The sequence below is a fragment of the Enterococcus phoeniculicola ATCC BAA-412 genome (assembly GCF_000407505.1).
In the GTDB taxonomy this organism is placed as follows: domain Bacteria; phylum Bacillota; class Bacilli; order Lactobacillales; family Enterococcaceae; genus Enterococcus_K; species Enterococcus_K phoeniculicola.
Window position 1 is genome coordinate 1 of the sequence record NZ_ASWE01000008.1, and the last position, 17,962, is coordinate 17,962.

Below are 17,962 nucleotides of genomic sequence, written 5' to 3' on the forward strand. Positions count from 1 at the left end.
TTAAAGTTGTCATGGAGGTTTAGCTCAGCTGGGAGAGCATCTGCCTTACAAGCAGAGGGTCAGCGGTTCGAACCCGTTAACCTCCATACGAGCCGTTAGCTCAGTTGGTAGAGCATCTGACTTTTAATCAGAGGGTCACAGGTTCGAGCCCTGTACGGCTCATATTTTTGCGGGTGTGGCGGAATTGGCAGACGCACTAGATTTAGGATCTAGCGCCTTACGGCGTGGGGGTTCAAGTCCCTTCACCCGCATTAAGATACATACGCCGGCTTAGCTCAGTTGGTAGAGCATCTGATTTGTAATCAGAGGGTCGAGGGTTCAAATCCTTTAGCCGGCATCAGAAATGACGCGGAAATAGCTCAGTGGTAGAGCACCACCTTGCCAAGGTGGGGGTCGCGGGTTCGAACCCCGTTTTCCGCTTTGCCAAAGAGCAATATCGCCGGGGTGGCGGAACTGGCAGACGCACAGGACTTAAAATCCTGCGGTGAGTGATCACCGTACCGGTTCGATTCCGGTCCTCGGCATAGTAATACAATTTCATATGCGCCCATAGCTCAATTGGATAGAGTGTTTGACTACGGATCAAAAGGTTAGGGGTTCGACTCCTCTTGGGCGCGTAGGCTTTTTTTTTAATAACGGGAAGTAGCTCAGCTTGGTAGAGCACTTGGTTTGGGACCAAGGGGTCGCAGGTTCGAATCCTGTCTTCCCGATAGATAAAGCATTCGATTTGTTCATACTAATCGAATGCTTTTTTTGCTGTACAATTTTGGCTCTTTAAGCAATGAAAGACAGTTGGTTTTCGTTTTTTTGTCAAATGGTGTTGTTTTTAAATTAATCCACAAAATTGAGAACATTTTGGTGTTCTCTTTTTTGTCTTCTAAATGAGCTCACAGAGACCTTGTTGGACGTTGGACAAGAATCCGCAGGTGTAGGTGGCGAGCGAGAAGCCGCTTCAGCTTGGTAGAGCACTTGGTTTGGAATCTGGTACAGAAGAGTTCTAGAATTCAGTTTTTATAGTTTAACGAACTCCAAAGCTGTCTTTTAAAGGTGGAACTATATCATGGAAAGTAAATTTGCTTAGTTAGAGGAATAGTATAAGTACTTTTTTATTTAGTATCTATTCTATCCAGAATTCTTATAAGCAGATTTTATGAAATAGTTAGGAAAAGCGAGTATGATAAAAGAAAAGCTAGTCCTTTGTTTTTTGTAGGGAGAAACTCTATCTGGGAATTGAATTTAATAGATAAATTTTAAAAGTATGAGACCAATATATATGAGGAGGAAAGAATATGGCGACTGAAGAACAAGCTATTTTTGCTGGAGGATGTTTTTGGTGTATGGTGAAACCATTTGAAGAACAACCTGGAATCGTATCTGTTGTTTCTGGCTATACAGGAGGTCACGTAGCGAATCCGACATATGAACAGGTGACAACCGGTACAACAGGGCATACAGAGGCTGTAGAGATTACCTATGACCCTTCTATTATCTCGTATGATGAATTAGTAGAAATTTATTGGCAACAAACAGACCCAACAGATGCATTTGGTCAATTTGCAGATAGAGGAGATTCTTATCGACCTGTTATATTTTATAAAACGGAACAACAAAAAGAGCATGCAGAAGCTTCAAAAAAGAGGCTACAAGAAAGTGGACGCTTCACTCAACCAATTGTCACCACTATTGAAGAAGCAAAACCATTTTATCCAGCTGAAGACTACCATCAAGAGTACTACAGAAAAAATAAGTTGCACTATGAACGTTATAGAGAAGGCTCGGGACGTGCTAGTTTTCTTCGAAAAAATTGGAGATGAGGTTAGGTGAGAGTGATTCTCTCTAAGAGCTAAGTGAGGTCGAAACAGAAGTGTTCAAGAGGGTGGAGCATAACTTAGGGAGTTATGTCCCACCCTTGTCTATTTCTTAAAAAATAGTGTGACAATATAATTTTGGTTTAGTTTTGAAAGAGCTGTATCGATTTCTATCGTTTATTAAGAATTGAACGTTCAAAAATGCAGTTAAAATAGCTGATCTCAAACTCGCTCATTCCTATAAGTATAACTGTATGGCGAGTAGTTACGGAAACTAAAGAAGTACAGAAAGTCACGCTGATTATTATCCTTCTTAGATGAGCCATAACGTACAGAAAAGTCCCAGACTTAAAAAGGGAACAAAGGGGAGTTCAATCATCTTTTTATTGAAGAAAAAATGAATAAGCAGATACCCAATTAATCCAAATAAACTTGAAAAAAATAACCAATAGATAAATGACAAAGAAGGTAGGAGAATTCCCCAAGAAATAATAATAAGATAATCTCCATGACCAAATTTTTCAAATAAAAAAGGTAAGCCAAAATTAATAATCAGCAGAGCGAAAAATAAAGGATAATTAAATGTTTTACCTAAATAAAACCAATAACTCCATAAGATTATGCTGGATAGATAGAATATTCTTGGTTCTACTAAGTAGTAAAAAATATCTGTAAGAGAGAGTAAGAAAGCCATTGTTAGCCAAATCAATAAAAGATAGGTTTTATGTGTCCATGGCTGAAAGTAGAACCAAATGAAAATCATTCCATAGCCTATTTCAGAAATTAAGCAAATAATTGGAATTTTTTGGTTACAGTAAGAACAACGGAATCGTTTATAAATTGCAGAGAAAATAGGAATAAGGTCCCAATAGTTTAATCGGTGTTTACAAGTTGTACATTGCGAGTGTGCAAACAAAAACGGTTTATTTATGGGCAGCCGTTCAGCGAGTACACAGAAAAATGAACCAAAACAACATCCAATTATAAAAAATAAAATCATAGAGAGCTCCTTTCAATAGTTGTCAAAATTAGGATACGTAAAAAAGTGAGTCTATTTTTTTTATTTGGAATAAAAGTAAGAAAATAGGTGATTGATTAACAAAAAGAAATGAGTATTTATGCTTAAATTAGAATTATTCTAATTTAGAAGGGAAAGTAGTGTACTTTTTTTCGATTTCGTACTATCATTTTATATGTAAGGAAATTAAATGTATGGGAGGAATTATTTATGAAATTTGAACAAACAAAAGAAGTATTGAATCAATTAGTTGCTGACTTGAGCCAGTTTTCAGTGGTGATTCACCAAACACACTGGTATATGCGTGGGCCAGAATTTTTAACATTACATCCATTAATGGACGATTACATGGACGAAATTAATGACCAATTAGATGTTATTTCAGAACGTTTAATTACATTAGATGGTTCTCCATATTCTACATTACAAGAGTTTGCTGACCACACTGGAATTGAAGATGAAGTAGGAAACTGGGATCGTACAATTCCTGAACGTATGGAAAAATTAGTGGACGGATATCGCTATCTTGCTGATTTATATCAAAAAGGAATTGAAGTTTCTGGTGAAGAGGGCGACGATTCAACACAAGATATCTTTATTTCAAATAAAACAGATATTGAAAAGAAAATCTGGATGTTGCAAGCAAAACTAGGAAAAGCACCTGGTATTGATGCAGATTCACGTGCAAAGAGCCGTAAGTAAGAAAGCAAACTACCCTACAAAAGTCATTTGACTTTTGTAGGGTAGTTTTTTAATGCATACATTCATTTTTGGCACGAGCGATAGCAGCTGCTACCTGATCAAATCCAGTTCCACCAAAAGAATGTCTTCGCTGGATGGCTGTTTTTGAGGCTAATGTTCCATAAATATCCTCTTTTATCAAAGGAGTGATGGCCTGATATTCTTCCAACGGGACATCTTGTAAATAGATTCCTTTTTGTGTACAGCTTAACACTAATTTTCCAACAATTTCATGTGCTTGCCTGAAGGGAATTCCTTTTGTTGCTAAGTAATCTGCTAGCTCAGTTGCATTTGAAAAATCTTTTTCGGTTGATTCTTCCATTCGTTGTGTATTTAGCTTCATTGTCTCAATCATTCCTGCCATAATGTCTAAACTGGTTAGGATAGTGTGAGCTGTATCAAACATTCCTTCTTTATCTTCTTGTAAATCCTTATTATATGCGAGAGGTAAGCCCTTCATCACTGTTAGTAGACCAAATAAATTCCCATAAACACGTCCGGTTTTTCCACGAATCAGCTCAGCCATATCAGGATTTTTCTTTTGAGGCATAATGGAGCTTCCTGTTGAAAAAGTATCGGTCAGTTCAATAAATTGAAATTCATGACTACACCATAAAATCAGTTCTTCACAAAAACGTGACAAATGCATCATTAAAATTGAAGCATTACTAAGAAATTCCAAAATGAAATCTCGATCGCTTACACCATCTAGACTATTTTCATAAATGGAAGCAAACCCAAGTTCATCAGCCACATACTGGCGATCAATCGGAAAGGTGGTTCCAGCTAATGCTGCACTTCCTAAAGGAGAGATGTCTACTCGCTTGATACTTTCAGTAAAACGTTCCTGATCACGTGTCAGCATGCCATAATAGGCCATCATGTGGTGACCAAAAGAGATAGGCTGAGCATGCTGCAGGTGTGTATAGCCAGGCATAATGGTTTCAATAGTTTCTTCCGCTTTATGAACAAGTACTTGCCGAAATAAAGTGATTTTTTCAATCACTTCCTGAATAGTCTCTTTTAAATACAAATGCATATCAGTCGCTACTTGGTCATTTCTACTACGGGCAGTATGAAGTTTTCCAGCAACAGGTCCAATCTCTTCATGCAAGTATTTTTCAATGTTTAAATGAACATCCTCATTTTCAATAGAAAAAATGAGTTCACCATCAATCAGTTTTTTTTCAACAGCTTTTAAACCGGTAATGATTTGCTCGGCTTCTTCTTTAGATATGATCGCTGTTTTAGCCAGCATTTTTACATGAGCTAAACTGCCAGTAATATCTTGTTTTGCTAATTTTTGGTCAAAAGGAATCGATGCGCCAAATGCATCAATCCAAGCTTCGTTTTTTCCATCAAAACGACCGCCCCATAGTTTCGCCATATTTTTCACCTCATACACGTTATTTAAAAAGAAAGAGACGGACGTATTTCTACGTTCCAGCCTCTCATCAATCCTGTTTCATCTCCTACCAAGAGCCCCATATAGGGGAAAGCGGATTGCAGGTAACAATTAATTTTTCCCGAAAAATTTGTACTCGCCTTTTTTCAAAGTGCATCCGCAGTTATTATTGAAAATTGCTGGTCTCTTTCATTTCTCCCGCAAGAGGAAAAGAAACACACCAATGAACAATCTAAAGAAACTAATGAATATGAATAAACACCATTTCTAAACAGGTTATTCGCTTGTTTAGACTTTTGTTAATCGATCGTTGGTTACTTTTGTTTGAACTTCAGCATGTACTTTTGATGGAAGTCCCCATAATTTTATGAAGCCAACTGCTGCATCTTGATCAAATGTATCTGCAGAAGTATAAGTAGCTAGCTGTTCGTTGTATAGACTATTGTCTGATTTTCTTCCTTCAACAATGACGTTCCCTTTAAATAATTTCACACGAATGACACCATTTACATAAGCTTGAGTAGATTTTAAGAATGAAATCAACGCATCTGTTAAAGGATTAAACCAGAGTCCGTCATAAATTACTTGGCTTAGTTGCTGTTCAATGGTTGGCTTGAAATGGGCAAGCTCACGTACAAAGGTTAAATCCTCAAGTTCTTTATGAGCATTCATCAAAACAATTGCCCCAGGACACTCATAGACCTCTCTAGATTTAATACCAACTAGACGATTTTCAACATGGTCGATTCGCCCAATTCCGTGTTTGCCAGCAACCGTATTTAAAGTAAGAATTAATTCAGATAGAGGAAGCTCTTCTCCATCTAATGAGACAGGCACACCTTTTTCAAAAGTAATCTCTATAATATCTGGTATATCGGGAGTGTCTTCAAGTTCCGCCGTAAGTGTGTAAGCACCTGTTGGAGGCGTCGCCCAAGGATCTTCTAAAACACCACACTCACACGCACGTCCCCATAAGTTTTGATCAATTGAGTAAGGATTGTCTAGGTCAGCCGGAATAGGCACACCTTTTTCTTGTGCATAGGCAATCTCTTCTTCACGTGACCATTTCCATTCACGAACAGGTGCGATGACAGTTAGTTCTGGTGCAAGAGCGCTAATAGCTACTTCAAAACGAACTTGATCGTTGCCTTTTCCCGTGCAACCATGTGCAATCGTTGTAGCTCCTGTTTCATGTGCTAATTCGACTAATTTTTTTGCAATTAGTGGGCGCGATAACGCTGAAACAAGCGGATAAGACTGCTCATAAAATGTATGACCTTGTAAAGCAATCAAAGCAAACTCTTGAGCAAATTCTTCTTTTGCATCAATTGCGTAAGAAGCGGATGCACCTACTTTCAATGCCTTATCTTTGATAAATTGTGTATCTTTTCCTTCACCAATGTCTAAACAGCAAGCAATAACGTCGTATCCTTCATCAACCAACCACTTTACTGCAACAGAGGTATCGAGTCCTCCAGAATAGGCTAAAATAACTTTTTCCTTCATTTTATTCTCCCCTTAACCATCAATCATTTATTTTCCTGAAAAAAATTGTTGGATTCATCATATCACCTATAAATACAAATGACAATACTTTTTGTTAATAAATATGCAATATTTTTATAAATAAGAACAAAATATACATAAAATGATGAATATTCGGATTTTTTATTCATATAAATAGAATAGAGAGGTAAAAATAATTCGCAATAAATAGAAAAGGAAGTCATAAGAAGTAAAAAATTTTCCGAAAGGCAGTGAAAACGCATTGACATAAGGCTTTTTTGAAGGTATTATGTTAAATGGTATTGTTTGCCCCACAAAGAGCCCCGGAAACTCGAAGTGTATGTCAAACATCAGAAACTTAAATTGGAGGAAAATATCGTGCGTACAACATATATGGCCAAAGCAGGCGAAGTAGAACGTAAATGGTACGTAGTAGACGCAACAGATGTTCCTATGGGACGTCTTTCAGCAGTTGTTGCATCTGTACTACGTGGTAAAAATAAACCAACATTCACACCTCATGTGGATACTGGAGATTTCGTAATCGTAATTAATGCAGATAAAGTAAAATTAACAGGGAACAAAGCAAGCGATAAGATTTACTATCGTCACAGTAACTACCCAGGCGGATTGAAATCAGTATCTGCTGGAGAATTACGTGCTAACAATTCTCGTCGTTTAATCGAAACTTCTGTAAAAGGAATGCTTCCTAAAAATACTTTAGGCCGCAAACAACTTACAAAATTAAACGTGTACGGTGGAGCAGAGCATCCACATGCTGCACAACAACCAGAAGTCTTAGACATTACAAACTTAATCTAATAGGAGGGAATTTCATTGGCACAAGTTCAATATATCGGCACAGGCCGTCGTAAAAATGCAGTTGCTCGCGTACGTTTAGTACCAGGAACTGGTAAAGTTACTGTAAATAAAAAAGATGTTGAAGAATACATCCCACACGCTGATTTGCGTGAAGTTATCAACCAACCTTTCGGAGTTACTGAAACAAAAGGCGCATATGACGTATTTGTTAACGTAAACGGTGGAGGCTACGCTGGACAATCAGGAGCTATCCGTCACGGTATCGCTCGTGCATTGTTAGAAGTAGATCCAGACTTCCGTCTAGCTCTAAAACGTGCTGGCTTGCTTACACGTGATGCACGTATGGTAGAACGTAAGAAACCAGGTTTGAAAAAGGCAAGAAAAGCAAGCCAATTTTCAAAACGTTAATCCCTTGCTACAAGTGGATTTTACAAGACTCTCAGATTTTTCTGGGAGTCTTTTTTTAATAATCCCCACCAAAATCCCCACCTATTCCCCACCAGCATTTTGCATCAAGTGATTAAGCGTATAATCTGCGGGGGTTAATGGAACGACCTTATCATTATTTAAATAAGTACCAGTTGTTTCGATGTTGGAATGGGTTAATCCATTTGAGATATCTTCCACAGTCATTCCATATTTTTTTGCAAGGGTAGCTGATGTATGGCGTAATTTATGTGGTGATGCAGGCTTCAATTCAGGATGACGCTTTCTTACTGATTTCATTCGATAGTTTAAAAAATCTGTATGGACACATTTATTAATATTCCCATGCATGTCACAATAGGTAAACAAAAATTGTTGATCTGTTTGCTCAATTTCCAAAGTTTTTAACTCTTTTTTTTGCTCGGATTTCCAAATCAATAAAATTTTCTTTAATTTTACAGGGAGGTGGATTATAGTTTTTTTGTTACCTTTAGTGGATTTTACATTTCCCAATTTATCTAATGCCTGTTCCAAATATATTTGGTTATTGTTGAAATCAATATGTTTCCACTGTAGGGCATAACTTTCACTTTTACGATCTGAAAGAAGATAGGTGGTCCAAAATAAAGTATAATCCTGAGTGGTTAGTAACCCTTCTCCATGGTCTTCTTCTATTGCCTTAATCCATTTTATTAATTCTTCTTCCGATAAATACTTATCCTCTTTCTGCTTATTATTAGCTAATTGAATCTTTTTTAATGCTTTTATCTTTTTTAAAGTTTTAGATAGTCTATTATAGCTGATATAATCGTATTCTTCTGCTAAATCAAATATTTGATTCACATAACTTCTCAATGTCTTAAAGTTAGCATACTCCCTTGCTTTAACCGTCATTTTTCTAGCTACAAATTGCTTATTTTGATTTAAATAGTTCAAAGAGTACCTGCCAAACATCGGAAGAATATGCAGCCTAAAAACGTCTTTTGTATTATTTATAGTTACTTTTGTGGGAGGAGTGGGATGTGAACTTGTTGATCCATTGGAGTAGGCATCTAGCCAGATACTCTCATAAAAATCTCTAAATAGCATTTCTCCACCCAACTCAAAAATAGTCTTATCTTTAGTTTTTCGTAATTCTTGGATTTTATTTTCAAAATCCAATTCTGCTTCTTTAGCCTCCTTCATAGTTTTAAATATTTTATCAAAATACGGATTTTTTAATTCAAGAAGAAGTGCCACATCAAGTGGATATTTTTTTCTAACTCTATATGTTCCATTCTTTGTTTCGTTAATTGCCATAGTATTTTCCTCCAGTTTTTTGCGAGCCGAAATCAAATACTATGACTTGATTATAGTGCTCTTATGATGTTTTTTCTAGTTGATTCATCCAGCGATCGATTGCAAAACGATCATAACGGACAGAATTATTAATTAGTATTTGTGGTAATCCACATAAAATCCAAGAATCTAAAGTGTTGTTACTTACTTTAAGGTACTTACAAGTCTGCTTCTTATTCATATACCTTTCTCCAGAACTTATGAGTTCGATAATTTCTTTTATATCTAATGATGCAGCGACTTGCTCTCCAATTTTTTTTAGTTGTTCATCGTTAAGTAATATTTGTAGTTCATTCATCATGTGTTCCCTCTTTCTTTGGTCTAATTAATTTTTATTTATATATGCTTTTATTGTTTTTGCTAATGCTGTTGCTACAGGAACGGTTACTGCATTTCCAAATTGTTTGTATGCCTGAAAATCTGATGTGACTTGTTTCCAATCATCAGGAAAGCCTTGTAGTTTCCGACATTCATTGGGTGTTAACCGTCTCAAGGTACTCTTTTCTGAATCTGTTGCATTTTTAATATCCGTTACATAAGTGTTTTGTGTTACTTTATTATTTGCACTGATTTTAGTAGTTAAAGTTTTGGCGACAGTAGGATTAATTAACCGATTGCCATTTCCACTTGGTATGTCCAAAATATTTTGTGCTGTCTTCTTACTTAAGAAGTATTTTGTATCAACAACCTCGTCCAACAATTCTTGTAAAGTTGTTTTTAAAGGAAATCCGCTTGGAAACTTAAAAGGCTCGTCTTTAAAATACTCTTTTCTAAAGCAAACAATAAATACACGTCGGCGATTTGCTGGAATACCAAAATTTTTAGTATCTAAAATCTGGTGGTATATATAGTATCCAAAATAATCTAAACACTCTTTCATATACCTGAAAGTCTCTCCATTTTGGTGGCTCAAAAGATTTGCCACATTCTCCAATACGAGAACCTTCGTGTGGTGCTTTCTCGTTATTTCTAACACATCATAAAAGGTTTTTGCTCGTTCATCATCTAAACCTCTCATAAGCCCTAAAGTGCTGTATGGCTGACATGGTGGCCCGCCAATGAGGAGATCATGGGGGAGAAGCTCCTCAATATGATCTTTCACTAACCCGCAAATGATATTATCTGAGATATTAGCTTTATAAGCATGGACGCAATATTCATCCATATCAATAGCTTGATTAATATGGAACCCAGTGGCTTGGAACCCTAAATCCAAGCCGCCAATACCGCTGTAAACACTACATACATTCATTTCTAAGTTCCTCCAACATTTTGATTAACTGCAACAGCTTTTTATATTCTGCCATTGTTAATCGTTTTTTCTGAAACTCTTTACTTTGTTTTATTAATACTTCCAACTTTTCTAGGAGCTTCTGAAACTCCTGAAGCTCTTCAACAACTGGTTGCTTATTTTTATCTTTAGTTAAAGTTGAAAGATAGGTAGTAGTTACTCTTTCAACTTCTTGTTTTACTTCATTTAAACGCATGTCTACCTGAAGATAGTCTTCTTTTTGATTTCTGCTACTTCTGAATTTAGATGCAGTTTTTGTACTAATTTTTAGCTCTTTTGCTAACACCTTTAATGAAGCATTCTTTTTCTTTGTATATTTGCGCTGCAACAATTTCAATAAATACCCCATCAATGAATAAAGTGGTCTACCTTTTATAAAGGCTATTGCTTTTCTCGTCTCGTAAACATCTTCATCCACTAAATACCTGAATAATTTCTGCTCTTCTGCGGTTATTTGTAACTTTGTCACAGATTTTGCTCTGTTAGGAAATGAAAGAGGTTGACTAGTATTTGAGCCATATTCTTTAATATAAGTAATTTCTGTATCCGAAAGAGGTTCTGAGAATATTTCGTTATTTACATAATCTAAAGTCTGATCTGTTGCTCTTAACTGTTTTAACAGAAAGAGAGTGTTATTTCTATTTCCAATATCCAGTCCTTGGGTGGCCCGCAATTTTGTAAGCTCTATGATTTCGTTCTTGAAATCTTGGCTATAGCCATTTGTTTGGTATTGTATCTTTTTCTTTCCCTTTTTTTTCTGCTTGTTTTTGGAATAGCTGAGTTTCGTCTTATATTTTTTAAATACTCCTAAACTGTCTGCTACTTTTATTAGATCAAATGATCGCTCAGGGTGAAAACTGACAAATTCACACATCGCATTTGCTTTAGTGTTCCAACTGTATGGAAGTCTCATTAGTCGAGCGGCTTCAATGACTTTTGGATCACCATCTAATATATGCCTTAGTGCTTCCATTGTGTGTTCCCATAATTTGACATATTTTGATGCTTTGGGTTTAAAGCCTAAAACATAATACACATGGACACCAGCTCCAGAACGTATTATGAATGTGGGAGCCTGTAGCTCCTCAGGTAAGTATTTAATTCGTTCCTGGGCCTCGTATACTGAGCAGTGATCAATATCTACAAATAAAGCTGTTAGATAAAGAGCATATTCTTTTTTTCGTCTGTAAACTCGATAAATAGATGGACTAAAAAATACATTATGATACTTTCCCTCAATCATATCCAATAGGTCGCTAGTGAATAGCTCTTCTTTCTGCAAAGAGCAGAAGTGAGATTTTGGTTCAGAACTCATCTTTGTAACCATTTTTCCAAAGTTTAGGACATCTCTTGTTTCAATTTTGGTTACTTCAATCGGTTCTGGCAAAAATTGTGTAATTGGTGTATAACCATATGAAATATTTTTCCGGAATGTGCCTAAAAACTCATTAATTCTGTTATCGTCTATTTTGTTATCGAACATACGATAACCTCCTTTATCTGTTTTTGTAGCAAATTCACGCGCGCTTATCTCTACAAAAAATACTATATCATATCCAGAAACCGATTCTCCGTCATTATATAAAGGATTGGAAATTAATGATTTAAAAGCCTGTTTAATAGTTTTTTTAACTATGTATTTATTTTGTTCATCCATATGGAATTTATGTTTTTCCTATGTTTTCAATCTCTCTATCCCCTGATATAATAAATAAAGATAATAATATGATAGGCAAGAAATTCTTGCCGCATATCTGTATTTATGTAATCAATCTTAGTCATATCTAGCTACTGTTGTTATGTTGTATCTGTACTTATGTTTTTCTATATTTCTAATCCATCGCAATTATGAATATTCTCTTACTATTATTTGGAGGTAACTATGCAAAAAAAGAACTATGCTAAGAATATTTTTAAAGCTAGGAAAGTTAAGAAACTCACACAAAAGCAGCTATCTGAAGAGTTAGGATGTCCTGTAAGTACAATTTCCTCTTGGGAGAACTCTTTATTTAAGCCGGCTGAATCACATCTATCAAAACTATCTATTTTGTTAGAGTTGACTGTAGAAGAATTAGTAGATGAATCTCTTGTTGATGATAAAAAAGAAAAGTATGTGTCTATTTTGCCAGCTAAACTAGATATAGAAGAATCTTCGGGCCAGTTAGCTGCCTTGATTCAAGGTTTCTCTTTACTATCGGAACGTGATAGACATGAGATTTTAGAGATAATTAAAATAAAGATTGCTTCCCAGCATATTTAATCAACTTGGGAAGCAATCTTTTTAATTTTATAGATGGTTGGACGAGATAGGCCTACTGTTTTTGCGATTGTAGTGATAGAAACTTGCTGATTTAGTAAGCGACATACAGTTTCATAAATAATTTTTTTCTGTGGGTCATTAGTGATAGGACTGTATTCTGATGGTCGTCCTTTATAAACACCTTTTTCTTTTGCTAAAGCAATGCCCTCTCGTTGGCGATCCTTAATTTTTTCACGTTCATTTTGTGCGATGTAGCTTAATAAGGATAGAAACATGTCGAACATTGCTTTATCAAGCAATCTATTACCTGTATTAAAATTCAGGAAGGGGGCATCTAGAATTTTTAATGCTACATTTTTAGAGTGCAATTCTGAGACGGTTGATTTAATATCATCATAATTTCTACCCAATCGATCTAAAGAAGTGACAATTACTACATCACCTTGTCGAACAAAGCTTAACATTTTTTGAAACTCTGCTCGGTTAGTATCCTTACCACTAATTTTCTCCTCGAAAAATTTGTCTACTTTTTCATCCACCATTTGTTTTAGTTGTCGATCTAAATTTTGCCTGGTTGTTGAGACTCGAATATAGCCAACCTTCATAATTTTCACCTAAACCTCCACATCTTTATTTTACACGTATCGTTTACAACAAAAACATTATATCGCAAGCATTGTGCAGTGTCAGTGTAGAGTATAGGTAAAATTTACAAAAAAACGACAGCTAACAAATGCTGTTGTTCATTATTGGTGTTACTCCTATATAAGTTAGCTTCCTTTTTTATAGTATATAAAGCATTGTTAAAATAATTTGCTAGTTTAGCAGTCACAACTCTCTTAGTTGATAAAACCAATCGGCTTTTGCCAAATGTGAATATTTTGGCTAATCCAAGCCATTTCTTTTTCGGATAAACCACGGGTTTTACCAGTTTTATTGTCCAAACCTAGTAATAAAATTTTTCCCACTAGTTGGTAGTTATTACCATTAATATTTAAACCAATGATATAATTCCCTTTTTTTAACGCTCCAAAATCATCAACCCAGGCATCGATTGAATCAGTTAATGATTGAACATCCGCAGAATCAACATTTAAGCTTTTTTGGATTACCTCCAGATCGTTATCATCATTCCACGAAATTTTACGAGACATAACTATCTCATCTTTAACATATATTTTTAATGCGTATGACATTACCAACTATTCCTCTCTATTACTGTTTACCATTAATTTTATCACAGTATAGATATTTGTATTCGAAGAATAGGGGAATTGAAATTTTAATATAAAATAACGAATATGGATTTTCTGAACATGAAATTGAGTGATATAACTTGGTGAGAATACTCTATACATATCAGTTGAAAAGAAGTAAGAGTTTATCATGATGATAAATTTTTTAAATAAATAGCTGTTTTACAAAAAAAGCTACTATTTAAGCTACTTTTTTGTTTACTTTTGAAGAAATTGCTGAGAGTTTATCGTCATGATAAACTAATTTTTTTTGTGACATGCTCAATTTCTGCTCATTCAAGCACATTTTTTATGTCTAATATGTTTAGGTGTTTCTCACAACTTAATTTTATAAATGCTAAAATGTCTGTATAATTCTCACGATTTTAGTAAAATACAATGATTTTATACCTGATATGTCTAATCAATTCTCACTAAAAAAAATCAATCAGCTATAATGTTTAACTGATTCTCACTAACAAATAGCATGACAGCAATGAAAAAAGAGAACCACCTATTTTATTCACGAAAATAGTCGATTCTCTTATAACTAAATAAATAACAATTTATACAATCATTTCTTCCACATTAAAAAGACATATTAGAAATCTTTTAAGGATATCTAAATTAATCATATCCTCCACTTTTTTATCAAAAATACATATTTCTGATAGGTAAATTTCTAGTATATATTGATCAGGTTCTGTATTGATGAATATCTGGACTGGCTTCTCTCCAACTAAAAGTTTAATATCTCTGAGATTAAGCCATTCTAAATCAGAAAATAATTGTGAATAGTCCATTGTGCTCCTCCTTTTGAGGATTATAATACCGCATAGAAAGAAGAAACACAGCAGTAATAATGCGACTATAATTATTTAATTGTGCTAGTAGTCTGTTTCTTTTAATGACACTTCTTTATTCTCTTCTAATGGTGCCAAATCATACGCCACACCATTCAATTCTACAACAGCTGTTTCTTGATCTAACTCATCAAATACCCCAACTATCTGTATTACTGTTCCTGCCAATATCGTTAAATCTTCTGCATTCTCTTTAGCCATCATTTGATTTGCCAAACTAAACTCTCCTAAATAGCCTAGTTCTTGTGTTTCTTCTATCATCGCTGTGCGACTTTCCTGATCCTCAATTTCATTCAATTTATCTGTATACGCAGTAAACTCTCCTAAATAGCCTAGTTCTTCCCCATTTAATGTAAATGTATCAATTGAATTAATAAAATCCATCACATTCATATCTTTATCTGCAATTAAATAGCCTTCTATTGCGGATTTCCCTAAATTATTCCAATCCGATACTACATAGAAATACCCTGCAGAAATGTTAGAGGCTACTTCCGCATAACCCGTTTCTGTCACAAAATATTGCCCTTCACTTAACATTAATGGACTAGGTACTACACTTTTCTGATAATTATTCTCCTCATCATACACAATCGAATTTGTCACATACCCACTTACATATTTATCGGGCATCATAATCTCCTTCATTTGGCGTAACGCCTCACTACCCTCCAACTTAGATACCTCACTATTCGGAACAATCATCCCTGCATAATATAGTCGTGCTACACCTTCACCGTATTCTTTTTCTACATCTTCACCTGAATAGTCATTTCCCAACTTATTATTCATTTGTTCTGCTGTAGGTACATCCTCTTTTGTTCCTAACAACTCTTTCAATGTACTATTCGATTTAGTTGTTTGTTCTTTCTGTTCTACCTCTGCATCTTTATTTGCTTGATCCAATGGTGTATTAAACGTAAAGTATGCCCATATACCTATCAAAATTGCTATTCCTAAAATTATAGTGATGTAAAATGATTTTTTTCTATTCATATATTATCCTTCTTTCTCACTTAATCTAAAAAGAAGAGTAGAGGATAATTTTATCCCTACTCTTTATCCAAGTCATTTATTGGTTTACCCACACTGCATACCATCCATAACCATTACTTAAAATTAGGTAATCCCATTCACTACCATGTAAATCATTTGCCAATTTGTAAGCATCCATCGCATCCATCAATGCTTCATCATCTGTATAGGTTCCTACAAGCCCATTTTCTACTCCTGATAGAATATCTCCTGCATATGGTCCTTCCGGTACTTCTGGTTCGGATGGGTCAGTTGGCTCTGTCGGCTCTGTCGGTTCCGTTGGTTCCGCTGGTGTACTTGGTTCTGTTGGCGTTGGTGTTGGTGTAACAGGTGCCCCTGTCGCATTGTCAATCACTTCTCCTGTAGATGTGTTTGTTGATGTACCATCTCCATTGTCCACATAACCACTTGCTGCTAACCCTGAACCACCATAATTTTGCTCTGTTGCTGTTGGATCAACGGCTTGACCTACTGCTTGTTCACTGTTTACTTTGTTTTCATCTGTTACCGTTGCTTGGTTTACCACAGTACCATCACTTTCCGTAACCGTTACAGTCGCCCCATCAAATGAAATCACACGTCCCACTTGTAGCCCATACTGATCGCCTGCCAATAAATTCACTTTGTTTAAATCTGCCAATGTTTGTAAGTTCAAATTCGTTTTTTGTGAAATCGCCCAAAGCGTATCTCCAAATACCATTGTGTAACTTGTTTGTCCGTCACTAATTTGAATGCGGTCAGGTGTATTTGCTGTCCACTCCGCTGCATGAGATTCGTTTGAGGCTAAAAGCATACCAAAAAGCATTGTGCCACTAACGACTGATATAACTAAAATCTTTTTCATCTAAAAAACTCCTTTTTCTTAATTTATTTATTGCTCATCGAATATTATACAACAAATTCTCATTATTTCAAACAAAATAAAAAAATGTAGTTTTTGATGAATGGAGTAGAACTTATCTATCATTTAGACTTTAAATAGAAATTGGGATGGAGGATTAATAATGAACGAAGAAGATGTAAAAAAGTTTGCAAAAAATGAAGCTGACAGAATTATTAATCATATTGTCTATCTTCGGAAGAAAAAAGGAATCACACAAGAAAATCTAGCTGAAAGAGCTGCTATAAGTAGGAGTACCGTTGGGCAGATTGAAAAGGGTGCTGTTAAAATATCTTTAGTTACTTTTACAGCTATTTTAAAAGGGTTAGATGTTTCTTATTCAGAATTTTTTGATGAGTTTGAACAAGAAAAGCGAGTAGTTGAAGAAACTTCTCCTGAATTGGTGGATTTAATTAAGGAAATTGATATACATCCAAATAGAGATGAATATATTAAGATAATTCAGTCATTATTATTCATTAAATAGAGAAATTATTGTGCTTTATAAGATACAATGGCAAGTAGAACATATTTTGTATATAATATAAGAAAAAAGAAAGGAGAGAGAAATGGAATACTTCAAACAACCGCGATTAAAAAGTGTAAATAAAGTTAAACCAGAATATCCTTTGGGTATGTTTCCTTCGGCTTTTGTAGAGAAATTTTGTGGAAATATCACATATGTACATTTAACTAATCAATATCCAGTTATAACAGGAGATGATTGGGAACGTATTTTCGCAGATAGTATAAATGCAGATTGGAAGCCATCAAACATCGGTTTAGATGATATAATTATGAATCAAAGTGCTTGGGGTGCTAAAACCGTTCTATCATCTTCGAAAACTATTTTTAGCACTAAGTCGGTTAGATTAATATCTGGAAGAAATTCCCCTATCTATTCTTATGATGAGGATAATATCACTAAATCTGCTGATCCTTTTAGATTAGGTGAAGAAGTTCTTGGAATTTGGAATGAGAGAGTATCTGCAATAAGACAAAAATATAAATTTGTAAGAACATGTGTATTAATCAGAAATAAGGAACTTACAGAATTTGTTCTTTTTGAAAAAGATACAGTTAGATATGATTCTAGTGAGTATGATTGGGTTTGGAATAAAAGGGGAAACTTGAATGGTTTAATTAAAAATACGGAGATAATCAAATTTACATGGCAACCTCATGGTTCTCAATTCACTATTCATGAGAATGTGCCTATGAATGCTTTAAAAATAAGATTGAATAAAGTTCCAACTTTAATTGATAAGGAAAAAGCACTTGATGACTTGGCTTTTGACAACTCTTGGTACAATATTGTTCAATAAAAAAGTAGC

At 35.0% G+C, this 17,962-nt stretch carries 19 protein-coding genes and 8 tRNA genes; 15 read left to right on the forward strand and 12 right to left on the reverse strand.

The window, feature by feature from the left end:
- Positions 1–13 precede the first annotated feature (13 nt).
- The 9 genes from I589_RS17435 (at position 14) to msrA (ending at position 1,814) form a co-directional block, all read left to right on the forward strand.
- Positions 14–86: transfer RNA gene (locus I589_RS17435), tRNA-Val, on the forward strand.
- A 3-nt stretch (positions 87–89) separates the two neighbouring features.
- A tRNA-Lys gene (locus I589_RS17440) sits at positions 90–162 on the forward strand.
- Positions 163–169: 7 nt separating this feature from the next.
- Positions 170–251: transfer RNA gene (locus I589_RS17445), tRNA-Leu, on the forward strand.
- A gap of 13 nt (positions 252–264) precedes the next feature.
- Positions 265–337 (forward strand) — tRNA-Thr (locus tag I589_RS17450).
- A gap of 11 nt (positions 338–348) precedes the next feature.
- Positions 349–420: transfer RNA gene (locus I589_RS17455), tRNA-Gly, on the forward strand.
- Positions 421–438: 18 nt separating this feature from the next.
- Positions 439–524 (forward strand) — tRNA-Leu (locus I589_RS17460).
- Positions 525–543: 19 nt separating this feature from the next.
- A tRNA-Arg gene (locus I589_RS17465) sits at positions 544–617 on the forward strand.
- A gap of 19 nt (positions 618–636) precedes the next feature.
- Positions 637–710, forward strand: a tRNA-Pro gene (locus I589_RS17470).
- A 579-nt stretch (positions 711–1,289) separates the two neighbouring features.
- Positions 1,290–1,814, forward strand: coding sequence for a peptide-methionine (S)-S-oxide reductase MsrA (gene msrA / locus I589_RS17475; RefSeq protein WP_010766713.1), 525 nt, complete (start codon positions 1,290–1,292; stop codon positions 1,812–1,814).
- A gap of 307 nt (positions 1,815–2,121) precedes the next feature.
- Here the strand turns inward: msrA and I589_RS17480 are convergent, their stop codons facing one another.
- Complete coding sequence (locus I589_RS17480) at positions 2,122–2,808, reverse strand: prepilin peptidase (RefSeq protein WP_010766714.1); 687 nt, start codon at positions 2,806–2,808, stop codon at positions 2,122–2,124.
- Between the two features lie 228 nt (positions 2,809–3,036).
- Here I589_RS17480 and I589_RS17485 point away from each other — a divergent pair, with 228 nt between their 5' ends.
- Entirely contained in the window at positions 3,037–3,528 is a 492-nt protein-coding gene (locus tag I589_RS17485) for a Dps family protein (RefSeq protein ID WP_010766715.1), read from the forward strand.
- Between the two features lie 49 nt (positions 3,529–3,577).
- Here the strand turns inward: I589_RS17485 and argH are convergent, their stop codons facing one another.
- Entirely contained in the window at positions 3,578–4,954 is a 1,377-nt protein-coding gene (gene argH, locus I589_RS17490) for an argininosuccinate lyase (protein WP_010766716.1), read from the reverse strand.
- Between the two features lie 306 nt (positions 4,955–5,260).
- Positions 5,261–6,478, reverse strand: a complete 1,218-nt coding sequence (locus I589_RS17495) for an argininosuccinate synthase (RefSeq protein ID WP_010766717.1) — start codon at positions 6,476–6,478, stop codon at positions 5,261–5,263.
- A gap of 375 nt (positions 6,479–6,853) precedes the next feature.
- Between I589_RS17495 and rplM the strand changes: the two genes are divergently transcribed.
- The gene (gene rplM, locus I589_RS17500) at positions 6,854–7,300 is read left to right on the forward strand and encodes a 50S ribosomal protein L13 (RefSeq protein ID WP_342662909.1); all 447 of its coding nucleotides are present in this window, start codon (positions 6,854–6,856) and stop codon (positions 7,298–7,300) included.
- Positions 7,301–7,315: 15 nt separating this feature from the next.
- Positions 7,316–7,708, forward strand: a complete 393-nt coding sequence (rpsI, locus tag I589_RS17505) for a 30S ribosomal protein S9 (protein WP_010766719.1) — start codon at positions 7,316–7,318, stop codon at positions 7,706–7,708.
- An 81-nt stretch (positions 7,709–7,789) separates the two neighbouring features.
- Here the strand turns inward: rpsI and I589_RS17510 are convergent, their stop codons facing one another.
- The 4 genes from I589_RS17510 to I589_RS17525 all read right to left on the reverse strand — a co-directional run bounded on the left by I589_RS17510 (position 7,790) and on the right by I589_RS17525 (position 12,012).
- A complete protein-coding gene (locus I589_RS17510) occupies positions 7,790–9,025 on the reverse strand; it encodes a tyrosine-type recombinase/integrase (protein ID WP_010766720.1) in 1,236 nt (411 codons plus the stop codon).
- Between the two features lie 61 nt (positions 9,026–9,086).
- Positions 9,087–9,362, reverse strand: a complete 276-nt coding sequence (locus I589_RS17515) for a helix-turn-helix transcriptional regulator (protein WP_034685600.1) — start codon at positions 9,360–9,362, stop codon at positions 9,087–9,089.
- Between the two features lie 27 nt (positions 9,363–9,389).
- Entirely contained in the window at positions 9,390–10,316 is a 927-nt protein-coding gene (locus I589_RS17520) for a DNA cytosine methyltransferase (RefSeq protein ID WP_010766722.1), read from the reverse strand.
- Positions 10,303–12,012, reverse strand: coding sequence for a hypothetical protein (locus I589_RS17525; RefSeq protein ID WP_010766723.1), 1,710 nt, complete (start codon positions 12,010–12,012; stop codon positions 10,303–10,305). The genes I589_RS17520 and I589_RS17525 overlap by 14 nt, the downstream gene beginning before the upstream one ends.
- Positions 12,013–12,237: 225 nt before the next feature.
- On the opposite strand from I589_RS17525, the gene I589_RS17530 reads away from it, so the two are divergent.
- Positions 12,238–12,615 (forward strand): helix-turn-helix domain-containing protein, encoded by a 378-nt coding sequence (locus I589_RS17530; RefSeq protein ID WP_010766724.1) that lies wholly within the window; start codon positions 12,238–12,240, stop codon positions 12,613–12,615.
- Here I589_RS17530 and I589_RS17535 read toward each other — a convergent pair.
- The 5 genes from I589_RS17535 to I589_RS17555 all read right to left on the reverse strand — a co-directional run bounded on the left by I589_RS17535 (position 12,612) and on the right by I589_RS17555 (position 16,592).
- Positions 12,612–13,223: a recombinase family protein gene (locus I589_RS17535; RefSeq protein ID WP_034685602.1), complete on the reverse strand. Its 612-nt coding sequence runs from the start codon at positions 13,221–13,223 to the stop codon at positions 12,612–12,614. The genes I589_RS17530 and I589_RS17535 overlap by 4 nt on opposite strands.
- Before the next feature lie 231 nt (positions 13,224–13,454).
- Positions 13,455–13,811, reverse strand: coding sequence for a DUF3846 domain-containing protein (locus tag I589_RS17540; RefSeq protein ID WP_010766726.1), 357 nt, complete (start codon positions 13,809–13,811; stop codon positions 13,455–13,457).
- 605 nt (positions 13,812–14,416) lie between these two features.
- Complete coding sequence (locus I589_RS17545; RefSeq protein ID WP_010766727.1) at positions 14,417–14,653, reverse strand: hypothetical protein; 237 nt, start codon at positions 14,651–14,653, stop codon at positions 14,417–14,419.
- An 84-nt stretch (positions 14,654–14,737) separates the two neighbouring features.
- Positions 14,738–15,709, reverse strand: coding sequence for a hypothetical protein (locus tag I589_RS17550; protein WP_010766728.1), 972 nt, complete (start codon positions 15,707–15,709; stop codon positions 14,738–14,740).
- Between the two features lie 76 nt (positions 15,710–15,785).
- Positions 15,786–16,592: a LysM peptidoglycan-binding domain-containing protein gene (locus tag I589_RS17555; protein ID WP_010766729.1), complete on the reverse strand. Its 807-nt coding sequence runs from the start codon at positions 16,590–16,592 to the stop codon at positions 15,786–15,788.
- A 160-nt stretch (positions 16,593–16,752) separates the two neighbouring features.
- Between I589_RS17555 and I589_RS17560 the strand changes: the two genes are divergently transcribed.
- On the forward strand, positions 16,753–17,115 hold the full coding sequence (locus I589_RS17560; RefSeq protein ID WP_010766730.1) for a helix-turn-helix domain-containing protein: 363 nt from the start codon (positions 16,753–16,755) through the stop codon (positions 17,113–17,115).
- Positions 17,116–17,197: 82 nt separating this feature from the next.
- Positions 17,198–17,953 carry a hypothetical protein gene (locus tag I589_RS17565; RefSeq protein WP_010766731.1) on the forward strand — a complete coding sequence of 252 codons (756 nt, stop codon included), beginning with the start codon at positions 17,198–17,200 and terminating at the stop codon, positions 17,951–17,953.
- Positions 17,954–17,962: the final 9 nt, after the last annotated feature.